This window comes from Burkholderia sp. AU45388, from assembly GCF_030481585.1.
In the GTDB taxonomy this organism is placed as follows: Bacteria; Pseudomonadota; Gammaproteobacteria; order Burkholderiales; family Burkholderiaceae; genus Burkholderia; species Burkholderia sola.
Genome location: NZ_JAUJPV010000001.1, coordinates 361,175 through 373,718, shown reverse-complemented (window position 1 = coordinate 373,718; position 12,544 = coordinate 361,175). Strand labels below are relative to the sequence as shown.

At 67.3% G+C, this 12,544-nt stretch carries 13 protein-coding genes and 1 pseudogene; 5 read left to right on the top strand and 9 right to left on the bottom strand.

Features of this window, described 5'->3' with window-relative positions; translation table 11 throughout:
* Positions 1–179 precede the first annotated feature (179 nt).
* A complete protein-coding gene (locus QZM72_RS01695) occupies positions 180–1,082 on the top strand; it encodes a GNAT family N-acetyltransferase (protein WP_301737225.1) in 903 nt (300 codons plus the stop codon).
* Between the two features lie 28 nt (positions 1,083–1,110).
* Here QZM72_RS01695 and QZM72_RS01690 read toward each other — a convergent pair.
* Positions 1,111–1,254: pseudogene (locus tag QZM72_RS01690) on the bottom strand (cupin domain-containing protein); the annotation flags it as partial.
* 208 nt (positions 1,255–1,462) lie between these two features.
* Positions 1,463–2,326, bottom strand: coding sequence for an SDR family oxidoreductase (locus QZM72_RS01685; protein WP_089471708.1), 864 nt, complete (start codon positions 2,324–2,326; stop codon positions 1,463–1,465).
* Between the two features lie 110 nt (positions 2,327–2,436).
* Between QZM72_RS01685 and QZM72_RS01680 the strand changes: the two genes are divergently transcribed.
* The gene (locus tag QZM72_RS01680; protein WP_089471310.1) at positions 2,437–3,342 is read left to right on the top strand and encodes a LysR family transcriptional regulator; all 906 of its coding nucleotides are present in this window, start codon (positions 2,437–2,439) and stop codon (positions 3,340–3,342) included.
* Positions 3,343–3,451: 109 nt separating this feature from the next.
* Here the strand turns inward: QZM72_RS01680 and QZM72_RS01675 are convergent, their stop codons facing one another.
* Entirely contained in the window at positions 3,452–4,960 is a 1,509-nt protein-coding gene (locus tag QZM72_RS01675; protein WP_301736951.1) for a diguanylate cyclase, read from the bottom strand.
* Between the two features lie 327 nt (positions 4,961–5,287).
* Between QZM72_RS01675 and QZM72_RS01670 the strand changes: the two genes are divergently transcribed.
* A complete protein-coding gene (locus QZM72_RS01670; RefSeq protein ID WP_301736950.1) occupies positions 5,288–6,583 on the top strand; it encodes an MFS transporter in 1,296 nt (431 codons plus the stop codon).
* Between the two features lie 55 nt (positions 6,584–6,638).
* On the top strand, positions 6,639–7,421 hold the full coding sequence (locus tag QZM72_RS01665) for a substrate-binding domain-containing protein (protein ID WP_089471308.1): 783 nt from the start codon (positions 6,639–6,641) through the stop codon (positions 7,419–7,421).
* Positions 7,422–7,445: 24 nt separating this feature from the next.
* Here the strand turns inward: QZM72_RS01665 and dctA are convergent, their stop codons facing one another.
* A complete protein-coding gene (dctA, locus tag QZM72_RS01660) occupies positions 7,446–8,780 on the bottom strand; it encodes a C4-dicarboxylate transporter DctA (protein ID WP_301736949.1) in 1,335 nt (444 codons plus the stop codon).
* Positions 8,781–8,814: 34 nt separating this feature from the next.
* A complete protein-coding gene (locus QZM72_RS01655) occupies positions 8,815–9,738 on the bottom strand; it encodes a LysR family transcriptional regulator (RefSeq protein ID WP_301736948.1) in 924 nt (307 codons plus the stop codon).
* 83 nt (positions 9,739–9,821) lie between these two features.
* Between QZM72_RS01655 and QZM72_RS01650 the strand changes: the two genes are divergently transcribed.
* On the top strand, positions 9,822–10,430 hold the full coding sequence (locus QZM72_RS01650; RefSeq protein ID WP_089471305.1) for a hypothetical protein: 609 nt from the start codon (positions 9,822–9,824) through the stop codon (positions 10,428–10,430).
* Between the two features lie 15 nt (positions 10,431–10,445).
* Here QZM72_RS01650 and QZM72_RS01645 read toward each other — a convergent pair whose 3' ends face one another.
* The 4 genes from QZM72_RS01645 to QZM72_RS01630 form a co-directional block, all read right to left on the bottom strand.
* Positions 10,446–10,871 (bottom strand): Hsp20/alpha crystallin family protein, encoded by a 426-nt coding sequence (locus QZM72_RS01645; protein WP_179233566.1) that lies wholly within the window; start codon positions 10,869–10,871, stop codon positions 10,446–10,448.
* 36 nt (positions 10,872–10,907) lie between these two features.
* Positions 10,908–11,351, bottom strand: coding sequence for an Hsp20/alpha crystallin family protein (locus tag QZM72_RS01640; protein ID WP_089471303.1), 444 nt, complete (start codon positions 11,349–11,351; stop codon positions 10,908–10,910).
* Positions 11,352–11,717: 366 nt separating this feature from the next.
* Complete coding sequence (locus tag QZM72_RS01635) at positions 11,718–11,909, bottom strand: hypothetical protein (RefSeq protein WP_089471706.1); 192 nt, start codon at positions 11,907–11,909, stop codon at positions 11,718–11,720.
* Positions 11,910–12,048: 139 nt separating this feature from the next.
* The gene (locus QZM72_RS01630) at positions 12,049–12,363 is read right to left on the bottom strand and encodes a hypothetical protein (RefSeq protein ID WP_027806289.1); all 315 of its coding nucleotides are present in this window, start codon (positions 12,361–12,363) and stop codon (positions 12,049–12,051) included.
* Between the last annotated feature and the right edge of the window lie 181 nt (positions 12,364–12,544).

Sequence of the window (12,544 nt, the reverse complement as noted above, 5' to 3'; positions counted from 1 at the left end):
CGTCGGGCGGCGTGGAAACCGGTCGACGTCCGGTCGTCGGGCGCACGCGCCAATCGGCGAGATCCGGGCATCTCGAACATCGGGACGCAAACGTCGATTTGCCGTCCCTTCGATATGAGCACGCCGCATTTTTCTTGCGTGCCGCATTGCAAAACAACACCGTTTGGAAGGACTGCTTGATGCAACAGGAACACGAAATGAACGAGGCCGGCGCGACGTCGGCGCTTCACTACCGCGGATTCACCGCGGCGGACGTCCCCGCCGCCCATGCGCTTTCCACGGCGCTTCGCTGGCCGTTCCGGGCGGAAGACTGGCAGTTTTCCGCGGAAACGTCGACCGCATTCGCGGCCGAGGAAAACGGCGTCGTCATCGGCACGGCGATGTGCTGGAAGTACGGTGCGGATCGCGCGGCGATCGGGCATGTGATCGTCTCCGACGCGCATCAGGGCCGCGGAATCGGCCGCAAGCTGATGGAGACGCTCCTCGACGAACTGGGGCCGCGCATCACGTTCCTGCACGCGACGCCGGCCGGTCGGCCGCTCTACGAGAAACTGGGGTTCACCGTGTGCGGCTCGCTGGGCCAATATCAGGGGAACGTGGATCGGCCCGCCGCCGTCGCGGTGCCCGACGGCGAGCGTCTGCGTGCGGGTTCGCCGACCGACTGGCCACGTCTGGTCGAACTCGACGCGCGTGCGTCCGGCCTCGAGCGCGAAGCGCTGTTGTCCGCGTTGCAGGCGCGGGGAGAAAGCGTCGTGCTCGAACGCGACGGCGAGATCGTCGGGTTTTCGGTGCTGCGGCGCTTCGGTCGCGGTTACGTGGTCGGTCCGGTGGTCGCGCCGCGTTCGAGCGACGATGCGCGCGCGAAGGCGCTGATCGGCTATTGGCTGACGAAACGCGACGGCGAATTCGTGCGTATCGATGTGCCCGACGGGAGCAGTTTGCCGGACTGGTTGAGCGAACAGGGACTGAAGCAGGTGGATACCTGTTCGAAGATGGTTCGCAACGCGCCGGCCGCGGCACACGAGGGCGCGGCCGACCCGATAGTCGGACTGTACGGGCTGGTCAGTCAGGCGATGTTGTAGCCGTCGGCCGCCGCCGCGCCCGGCGAATTCAGCGCGCCCGGCCCAGTTGCTCGTCGATCGTGCGCGTCAGCGGCGACTGGACGTCGCCGGTATGCCGGGTCTGCACGGGCTCGATCAGCACGATCCAGCATTCGTCGTCGGCGACCGGATTGTGCGGCGTGCCGCGCGGCACGAACAGGCGATTATATTGACGCCGCCGCTTCGCTGCCAGATGTCGGGATGCCGCGAAATCCGCCGCGCACGCGGCGATGCCACCCCGTGGCCGCGTCGCCGGCGACGGCCGGGTGACCGGATGGACGAACCGGCCGCGCGTGCGGCCGGTGCAACCGCTTGGCGACTGCCTGCTCTGCCGCCCGATGCACGAACGCTCGGCATCGCCCTCAACGCACGAGCGCGGCCACGAAGTCGCGATACGTCCGCAGCGGGCGGCCGAGGATCGCGGTCAGCCGTTCGACGTCGCCGGCCTCCGGCACCATCCCGTCGCTGACGTAGCGCTCGGCCATCAGCCGCATTTCGTATGCCATCCATTTCGGCATGAATTTCGCGAAATTGTCTTCGAACGGCGTGGGATCGTCGCCGCCATAGGCAACCGGGCGCCCGAGCGTGTCCGACCAGATCGACGCCAGTTGCGGGCCGGTCAGCGTGTCGGGCCCCACCAGGTTGAGGGTGTCGACCGGCAGCTTGCCCGGCGCATCGTGGCGGCGGATCAACTCGATCGCCGCGACTTCCGCGATGTCGCGCACGTCGACCATCGCGACGCCCTTGCCGCCGATCGGCATCGGGTACACGCCGTGCCCGACGATCACGTCCTTGACCATCGCATCGTTGTCCATGAAATACGAGGCCCGCAGGATCGTCGCGCTGAAACCCGTCTGCTCGATCATCCGCTCCGCGCCGGATTTCACCGCGAAGTGCGGCACGTTCACGAAGCGGTCGGCGTGCAGGACCGACAGATAGACGACGCGCTCGATGCCCGATTCGCGGGCGAGGTTCAGCGCGATCAGCGCCTGCGTGAATTCGTCGCCCGCCACGCCGTTGAGCAGGAATAGCGCGCGTACACCGGAGAAGGCCGCCCGCAACGCGTCGACGTCGAGCATGTCGCCCTGCGCGACGGTCACGGCCGCGGGAAAGTCGGCCTTGGCCGGATCGCGCACCAGCACGCGCACGTCGGCGCCACGATCGACAAGTTGGCGGACGAGCTGGCGGCCGATACGGCCGGTGGCGCCGGTAACGAGAATGGTCATGATGTTCACTCCTGAGATAACGATGGGATTGACTGCACACGTAAGTTAGGTGATCCACATACGATCCGGAAGGTGTGATAAATAGACGTGTCGTCTCACTGGTGGAACACATGGACCTGCTCGCTCTCGCCGATTTCAATCTCGTCGCCCGCCATGGCAGCTTCGGGGAGGCCGCACGGGTCGCCGATCGCCCGAAGGCGACGCTGTCGCGCCGTGTCGCGGAACTGGAGAACAGCCTGTCGCTGCGTTTGTTCGAGCGCGGCTCGCGCGGCGTGAAGCTCACGCAGGAAGGGCGCGCGCTCTACGAGCGGACGGGCGCGTTGCTCGCGGAGCTGGCCGACAGCGCGTCGGCGATCGCAGCGGGGAGCGAGCGGCCGCGCGGCCGGTTGCGCATCAGCGCGCCGATGCTGTTTTCCCAGTTCGCGATGGGGAAGCTGGTGGCGACGTTCGCGCTGAAATACCCGGACGTTCGGCTGGAGGTAACGACCGAAGACCGGCCCGTCGACATGATCGAGGAAGGGTACGACCTCGTGATCCGCGTGAACCCGGACCCCGACGAAAGCCTGATCGGGCGCGTGATCCTGCGCGACCGGCTGGTCGTCGTCGCGAAGCCCGCGCTGGCGCGGCCCGGCGGCGACGCGCCCACGCCGGCACCGGCCGTGGTGCGCGGCGCGAACGACACGCGCACTGCATGGGAGGTCGCCGGGCCGGCCGGGGCCGCGCGCATCCCGGTCGAACCGGTGGCGCGGCTGTCGTCGCTGAGCATGGTGCGCGATACGGTCCGTCTCGGCCTGGGCGCCGCGTGCCTGCCGATATCGCTCGTGGGCCGCGACCTGGACGCCGGCACGCTCGTCAGTTGGGGCGACGTGCCGGGTTCCGATATCGCGCTGTGGGCGCTGTATCCGTCCAGGCGATTATTGAGCGCGCGCGTGTCCGCGTTTCTCGATCACCTGAAGGACGCGTTTCCGTCGGGCGAGCCGGAAGAACTGGCGGCGTATATCGAACCCGGGCAGTGAAACGGCCGCGGTCGCGGCAGCGCACGCGCGTGGCCGCGACGTTCCGAGCGGGATGCCGTCGGAACCGGCGCCGCGCGTGCTGCCGTCGGTCCCGGTCGAACCGGCGCTTTCACACCGGGTCCGTCTGCGCGCAACACACGCGGTTCCTGCCTTCGCGCTTTGCGCGGTAGAGCGCCATGTCCGCCTGGTGCGACAGCGCGAGCATGGACGCATGCCGCGTGCGCCGGCCGGTCGCGCAGCCGATGCTGACCGTGAAAGCCGGCACGGTTTCCGCAAACCCGTCGAGCCGGTTGCGTTCGACTTCGCGGCGAATCGCTTCGGCAACCTGTGCGGCGCCGTTTTCATCCGTATCGGGCAAGAGCGCGACGAATTCCTCGCCGCCGTAGCGCGCGGCGAGGTCGCCGCGCCGCCGCGTATGCGCGCGGATGCATTCGGCGAGAAAGCGCAGCGCGATGTCGCCTTGCGCGTGCCCGTGCCGGTCGTTGTACTGCTTGAAGTGATCGGCGTCGATGAACAGCACCGACAGGGTGCCGCCGCTGCCGCGCTGCAGCCGCTCCCATTCGTCGGCCAGCGCGGTATCGAGCGCGCGACGGTTGCGCAAGCCGGTCAACGGATCGGTACGCGTGAGATCGGTCAGCAGCGTCTGCTTGTGGAAGTTGTCGCGCAACGCGAAGGCCAGCAGCCAGACCACCGCGCAGAACAATGCGCAGATCACGGATGCCGACACGCCGACCGCCCACGACAGGCGCCGGATGCCGGCCAGCACGTCGTCTTCGGCCGGCGCGACGACCGCGATCAGCGGGGTGCCCGGTATCCGCTGGTAGGTATAGAGCCGCACGGTGCCGTCGATGCTCGAACGCGCGGGATAGAAGCCCGATTCGCTGTTCACCATCCGCTTGAAGGATGTCGAGCGGCGCAGGCGTTTCATCTGGCCGTCGTTCAACGACGGGTTTCTCGCGAGGATCGTGCCGTCCGCGCGTACGATCGCGCTGACCCCGTTCGGCCCGACGTCCAGGCGGGACAGCAACTGCTCGAAGTAAGCGAGATCGACGGCGACGACCGCGATTCCGTCGAACGTATGATCCGGCCGCTCGACGCGCCGCGACAGCGCGATGGACTCCTTGCCGCCGCGCGAGCGGGCGCGATAGGGCTGAGACACGTAGAGCCCGACGTCGTCCGCATCGCGATGGACCTTGAAGTAGTCGCGATCGCTGAAGTCCCAGCGGTGGACCGTGCCGCAACACCCGTCGATCAGCCGGCCTTGCCTGTCGGTCACGCCCATGCCGGTCATGTATTGCGCCGCGGTGCGCTCGAACAGCAGATCGTGCCGCAGCCCGGCGTCCATGCGCTGCACGGCCGGCTTGCCGAGATCGGCCGCCAGCGCGAGCAGCGCGGTGTTCGACGTGTCGACCGTCCTCGATATCTGGCTCGCGAGCACGGCGACGACGTTGCGCGACGTCTCGTGCGCATGCTCGATGATTCCGCTGCGCGCGACCCACAGCGTCACCGCGCTGATCGCGAGCGCCGCAAGCGACATCAGCGTGCCCAACGCGCCGACGACGAACGGGTGGCGTCCGGCCCAGTCGGCGATTTTCTCGATCGAAGTGAATGCGGGCATGCTCGCGCTCGTTTTGAGACGCCGGCTGCACGTGCGCCGGCGCGGGTCCAATTCTGGTTAACGGCACGGTTAATGAAAAATCGAGGCCGCCCGTCGACAGCCCATCGACGACCGCGGCCCGACGCGACGACGCAAACGTGTGCGGCCATGCGGCGGGACGGCCCGAGCGCGGCCCGGCCCCACGCAGATCACGTCGATTGATAACCGGACTGCATCAATCCTTCCAAAAATCGCACTTATCGTTTGATCGATCCCGCGCCAACATGCCGGAAAACGACAATCGACCAGCCCCTCCCGCGTATTCTAGGATTTTCAGGAGACACCCAGATGCACCCCTCGTCCAGCCTTCCGGCCGAACGCTCGAAGGCCGCCGCGATCTTTCGCGTCACGGCCGGCAATTTTCTCGAGCAGTTCGACTTCTTCCTGTTCGGCTTCTACGCCACGCAGATCGCCAACGTCTTCTTCCCCGCGCAAAGCGAATTCGCATCGTTGATGATGACCTTCGCCGTGTTCGGCGCCGGCTTCCTGATGCGCCCGCTGGGCGCGATCGTGCTGGGCGCGTACATCGACGAGGTCGGCCGCCGCAAGGGCCTGATCGTCACGCTGTCGATCATGGCGAGCGGCACCATCCTGATCGCGTTCGTCCCCGGCTACGCGACGATCGGGCTGCTCGCGCCCGTGCTCGTGCTGATCGGCCGGCTGCTGCAGGGTTTTTCCGCGGGCGCCGAACTGGGCGGCGTGTCGGTCTATCTCGCCGAGCTGGCGACGCCCGGCCGCAAGGGCTTCTTCACGAGCTGGCAATCGGCCAGCCAGCAGGTGGCGATCGTCATCGCGGCGGCCCTCGGCTTTGCGCTCAATCAGTGGCTGAGCACGTCGCAGATCGCCGCCTGGGGATGGCGCGTGCCGTTCTTCGTCGGCTGCATGATCGTGCCGTTCATCTTCCTGCTGCGCCGCAACCTGCAGGAAACCCAGGAGTTCAAGGCCCGCCAGCATCGTCCGGGCATGAAGGAAGTGTTCGCTACGCTGGTGCAGAACTGGGGCGTCGTGATCGCCGGCATGATGCTGGTCGCGATGACCACTACGAGCTTCTACCTGATCACCGTCTACGCGCCGACCTTCGGCAAGACCGTGCTGCACCTGAGCACCGCCGACAGCCTGCTCGTGACGCTCTGCGTCGGCGTGTCGAACTTCGTGTGGCTGCCGATCGGCGGGGCGCTGTCCGACCGGATCGGCCGTCGGCCGCTGCTGGTCGGCATGACGATGCTCACCGTGGCGACCGCCTATCCGGCGCTGTCGTTCCTCGCTCACGCGCCGTCGTTCGCCAACATGCTGCTCGTCCTGCTCTGGCTGTCGTTCATGTACGGGATCTACAACGGTGCGATGGTCGTCGCGCTCACCGAAGTGATGCCGGTGCAGGTGCGCGTCGCGGGCTTCTCGCTCGCGTACAGCCTCGCGACGGCCGTGTTCGGCGGTTTCACGCCGGCCATCTCGACCGCGCTCATTCACGCGACGGGCGACAAGGCCGCACCGGGTTACTGGATGAGCTTCGCCGCCGTGTGCGCGCTGCTCGCGACGTTCGCGCTCTATCGTCACCGCACGGCGACGTTGACGCCCGCGCATTGATGTCCGGCCCATCCGCAACGTTCATCCCCACCCACGCATCCGCACGACCCCGACCATGAGAAACCTGTTCCTGAAATGCTGCGCGACCGCGCTCGTCGCCACCGCGGCGGTCGCGGCCAACGTCCAGGCCGCCGAATTGCACGTGATGAGTTCGGGCGGCTTCACCGCCGCCTACAAGGTGCTCGGCCCGCGATTCGCGTCCACGACGGGCAATACGCTCGCGACCGCGCTCGGCCCGTCAATGGGCAAGTCGCCCGAAGCGATTCCGAACCGGCTCGCGCGCGGCGAGCCCGCCGACGCCGTGATCATGGTCGGCTACGCGCTGGACGATCTGATCAAGCAGGGCAAGGTCATCCCCGACTCCCGCGTCGATCTGGCCGACTCGCGCATCGGCATGGTCGTGCGCGACGGCGCGGCCAAGCCCGACATCAGCACCCCCGAAGGGCTCAAGCAGGTGCTGCTGCACGCGAAGTCGATCGCCTATTCGGACAGCGCGAGCGGCGTGTATATCGAGCGCGAGCTGTTCAAGAAGCTCGGCATCGAGGAGCAGGTGAAGTCGAAGGCGAAGATGATTCCGCGGATTCCAGTGGCGTCGGTCGTCGCGAACGGCGACTACGAAATCGGCTTCCAGCAGGTCAGTGAGCTGCTGCCCGTCAAGGGCGCGGCCTTCGTCGGCAAGATTCCCGAATCGCTGCAGTCCGTCACGCGCTTCGCCGCCGGCATCCCGGTCGGCGCGCAGCATCCGAAGGAAGCGAAGGCGTTGCTCGACTATCTCGCGTCGCCCGGCGTGCAGGCCGACGTGAAAGCGACCGGCCTGGATTCCGTTTCCGCGCACTGAGCCCGATCGACGGGAGGGCGCGCATCAGATCGTCTTCCCGTCGCGAGCGCCGCCGCCGTCCGCCGCGGCGCTGTCTTCATCGGCCGCGTCCGGCAACGCCGGCCCGGCCGCCGCGAGCCGCTGCACCAGACGCGTCCGGTCGCACGCACCTTCCCACATCGACACGAAAATCACCGCGCACGCGTTGCTGATCACGCTGGTCAGCGCGCGCGCTTCGGACATGAAGCGATCGATGCCGACCAGCAGCGCAACCCCGGCGATGGGCAGGTCGGGCATCACCGCGAGCGTCGCGACCAGCGCGACGAGCCCGCTGCCGGACACGCCGGCCGCGCCCTTGGACGTGACCAGCATGATCGCGAGCATCGTCGCGACCTGCGGCGCGGAAAGCGGGACGTCGCAGGCCTGCGCGATGAACAACGCCGCGAGCGTCAGATAGATCGCGGTGCCGTCCAGATTGAACGAATAACCGGCCGGCAGTACCAGCCCCACGACGCCCTTGTCGCAGCCGAGCGCTTCCAGCTTGACGATCAGGCGCGGCAGGACCGGCTCGGTGGACGAGGTCGCGAGCACGATCAGCAACTCTTCGCGCAGATAGCGCAGGAGCCGCCACAGCGCGAAGCCGTGCAGTCGCGCGAGCGGGGCGAGCACCAGCGCGACGAACAGCGCGCAGGCCACGTAGAAGCACACCATCAGCTTCGCGAGCGAGCCGACCGAGCCGATGCCGAAGCGGCCTACCGTGAACGCCATCGCGCCGAATGCGCCGAGCGGCGCGAGCCGCATGATCATCGCGAGCACGCGAAAGACGACCTGCGCGATGCCGTCGATCAGCGCAAGCACGGGCCGGGCGGCGCGCGGATGCGCATTCAGCGAGAAGCCGAACAACAGCGAGAGCAGCAGCACCGGCAACACTTCGCCGGTCGCGAACGCGCCGAGCATCGTGTCCGGAATCACGCCGAGCGCGAACGCCACCAGGCTGCGCGGCTCCGCATGCTTCGCATACGGCGCGAGGATGCTCGCATCCAGATGACGGACGTCGACGTGCATGCCGGCGCCCGGTTGCAGCACGTAGGCGGCGGCGAGCCCGAACGCGAGCGCGGCGGCCGTCAACAGATAGAAGAGCGCGAGCGCCCGCGCGATCGTGCGGCCGATGGCCCGCCCGTTCGACAGCGACGTGATGCCCGACACGATCGTGCAAAAGACGATCGGCGCGATGGTCATTTTCACGAGCGCGACGAATGCGTCGCTGAGCGGCTTGAGCATCGCGCCCGCCGCCGGCCACACGTGACCGATGCCGATGCCGAGCATCATCGCGAGCAGGACCTGCACGTAAAGCGATTTGAACAGCCGGGTCCACCTCACGATGCCGCCTTCCTTCGTTTCCGTTCCGTCGTCGTCATGCCGATGTACCGTCGCCGTCGGCGCCGCCGCGCTTCGCGTCGACGATCATCCGGTGAAACGCCTCGGCAGCCGGCGTCAGCGAGCGCCCGCGCCGCTTGACGATGCCCACGCGCCGTTTCACGGCCGGCTCGACGAGCGGCACGCTCGTGAGGACAGGGTGGTCATACCCCGGCATCGCCATCGACGGCACCGCGGCGACGCCGAGCCCGGCCTCGATCAGCCCGAGCAGGGTCGTGACGTGGCGCGCCTCGCAGACGCTCGGCTTGCGCGGCGCGACGGCCGCCAGGGCCTGGTCGAGCAGCAGGCGGTTGCCGGACGTCTTGTCCACCGACACGTAATCGTGCTCGTAGAGTTCGTTCCAGGTCACGCGCTTCTTGCGCGCGAGCGGGTGGTCGCGGCGACAGGCGGCGACGAACCGTTCCTGGAGCAGCACCTTGAACTCGACCTCCGCCTCCTGGCTGCCGATGAAGCTCACGCCGAAATCCGCTTCGCCGCTGATGACCGCGCCCAGCACTTCGTTGGCGCCGGCGTCGAGCAGCTTCACCCGGATGCGCGGAAAGCGCTGATGATAGCGGGCGATGATGGGCGGCAGGAAGTAGTAGGCGACCGACGGCACGCACGCGATCGTCACATGGCCCAGGCGGCTCGACGACACGTCGCGGATGCCGAGCAGCGCGGCGTCGAGATCGTCGAGCAGTTGTTCGGCGCTCTGCGCGAACACGCGGCCGACGGTGGTGAGCGCGACGCGGCGCGTGGTGCGTTCGAACAGCCGCACGCCGAGCGCGTCCTCGAGCTTGTCGATCCGGCGGCTCAATGCGGGCTGGGAGAGGCTGACCGCTTCGGCGGCCTTGCGGAAACTGCCCGTTTCCACGACCGCGCGAAACGCCTGCAAGTCCGTCAAATCGAAATTGATGCCCACCGGCCACTCTCCGCCACTCAGATGCGCAGCATTTTGCATGATTCCGGCGGGGTCAGGCGTGTCGCGGCGTCCATGCGACGGCGTTGGCGTGGCGCGACACGACCGGGCGTTTCACCGGCCAGACGCTGAGCGCGCTCACGCTGGCGGTGCCGCCGGGTTCGGCCACGCTGGTCACGCTCGGCGCCGCCGATTTCGCGTCGATCCTGCCGACGGGGTCGGGCATTCCGAACAGCGGCAACCTGTCCGTGCTGGTCGGGCGGCTGCTCGCGGTGGTGCGCATGGCGACGTCGTTCGGCGTGGCCGGGCGGCCGTGGGTGCGGCAGAACTGGAGCGCGACCGGCAAGGACGAGGACGGCGGCCTGATGCGGGTGTCGTTGCCGGTGCGCGTCGGCGATCACGGGCTCGACAACAACGGCACGACCGGCTACTACCTCGGCGACGACTACGGCACGTTCTACGCGGCCCACGGCTATGCGCCGAGCCTCGGCACGCTGCGCCGGCTGCTGTCGTCCCGGGCGGACGGCATGGCCGCGCGGCTCGCGCAGGCCGTGCGCGAGCTGCCGCGGCGGCGCCTCCGGCGCCGAACCCCTACGTGGTCACGGATGCCACCTACACGCTGCCCGCCGAGGTTCCTGCAGCTGTGTCGCGTGGCGATCCGTCAGTCGGCGACGATCGAAATCGTCGCCGACTGACGGGGGCCGATACATTCACCCCGCCGTCACCTGGATCCGTCGCGGCTTCGCTTCTTCGCGCCGCGGGATGCGCAGTTTCAGCACGCCGTCGCGCAGTTGCGCGTCGATTCGCGACACGTCGACATCCGGGCTCAGCGTGAATGCGCGCGAGAAGTGCGGATGCTGCACTTCACCGTGTTGCAGACGCAATCCCGGTGGCGTCGGAACGACGGCCTCCGCGTCGATGGCGAGGCGGCCGTCGTGCACGCGAACGTCGAGCTTGTCGCGCGGCACGCCCGGCAGGTCCGCGTACAACGTGATGCCGTGCGCATCCTCGACGATATCGACGGCTGGCGCAATCCGCGTGCGCGGCGTGTCGCGCCGAGCCGGCTCGCGGTTCGTCACGGCCGTTCGCGTATCGGCCGGACGGGTGGTCAGTTCAGTGGTGTTCGTGTCACTCATGATGTCCTCCGTCATGCGTTCGTGACGCCGTGCTGTTTACTGGACGGTAATCGCCCGCGGCTTCGATGCTTCCGACTTGCCGACGCTGATCGTCAGGCAGCCGTTCGCATAGCGCGCGTCGATCTTGTCGGGGTCCGCGTGCTGCGGCAGTTCGACCACGCGGCGGAACGCGCCCATGAAGCGCTCGCTCGCGTAGATGCGCCGCTCGTCGTCGGTCGCGCCATCGTCCGGCGGCGTGCGCTCGCCGCTGATCGTCAGCAGCCGGCGATCGACGGAGATGTCGAGCTTCGCGGGGTCGAGACCCGGCGCGAACGCGACGATCTCGACCGTGTCGTCGGTGCTGCCGATATTGACCGGTGGAAATGCACCGGGACGCGGGGCGCGCAGACTGGTCGGAAAACCCGTGAACGCGCTGGCCATCTGCCGTTGCAGGCGGTCGAATTCCGCCAGCAGATCGGTGGGGAAGAAGATATCGCTCATGACTGGCTCCTGGGGGTGCTCCCTGCGAGGGAACGAACCGGACCACGCGCTCCAGTTCGTCCATCCGCGACAGGGTCGCTGACTAACAAATCGAAACACGCAGCGCGTCAACCGCGACTGCCTTGAGCGATACCTAAAATAGGATACGGCGCGTGAATTTCAAGGGGAGGGGCGGCGGCATTCCGTCGATACGTGCGTGTGCCCTGTGGGAAATCGTCGTCGGAGCGGCCGGCATGGTCGGCGTCGAGATGGCCGGGTCCGACATGCCGACGTTGCGCGGATCGGAGCACGGCGATAGAAGGCGGAATTTGCAATGGCACGCTGGAAAAGACGCGGCGGCGTCCCTGCGCCGTCGCGTCCATCCGTTCAGCGCGACGGCCCGGACGGCGGCTTCACTTCGGACAGGTCGTCCTCGCGAACCTCGGCCTGACGCACCGTGGTGCCGTCGTCGCCCGTTTCGGAAATATCGGTTTCGAAGGTCTGCTGCCCATCGTCGCGCTTCTCCGCGGGCTGCTCCTTACCTGTCTGCTTGTCTGCTTGTGGCTGTTGATGTGTCATCTTGCTCTCCTGGTCGCAACCTGGGATGTTGCGCACCGTGTACGCGAGCAAGGCGCGGGCCACGCGGACGCGGCGCCCCGGCCGGCTCGTGACGAAAGCACGATCACGTCGACGCAACGCTTTACGCGTCTGTCAGGTTTTACGCGTCTTTCAGCCAGGGCATTTCCACGGGCGACACGACCAGTTGCCGGAATTCGCGTTTCAGATCGAAGATGAACCCGACCAGGATCATGGAGTCGGCGTAAGGAATCGGAAAGACCTGCGGATTTTCCGGCGTACGCAGCGGACGCTCCGGCGTGTCGGCTGTCGCCGCGGCGTTTTCGCGAACGCTTTCCAGGTCGTCTGCCATGGCCGGGCCACCGGCTTTCAGCACACGGCTACGCAGCTCGCTGAAGGGTTCGATGCGCGCGGCGTCTTCGTGATATTCGGGCACTTCATAAACGAACCAGGACATTGTCGTCTCCCATGTGAAGGGGCGCTATTCTAACTCCGACAAAAGCGGCCCGATCGGAGTCGAAACATCGATTCGACCCCTTCAAGTTGATAATACGCATTATGTCAACTATCATTCGATAGCTTCTGTGCCTGCGGTCGCCGAGGCTCGAACAACGCCTCCCATACAACCGCAAGATACT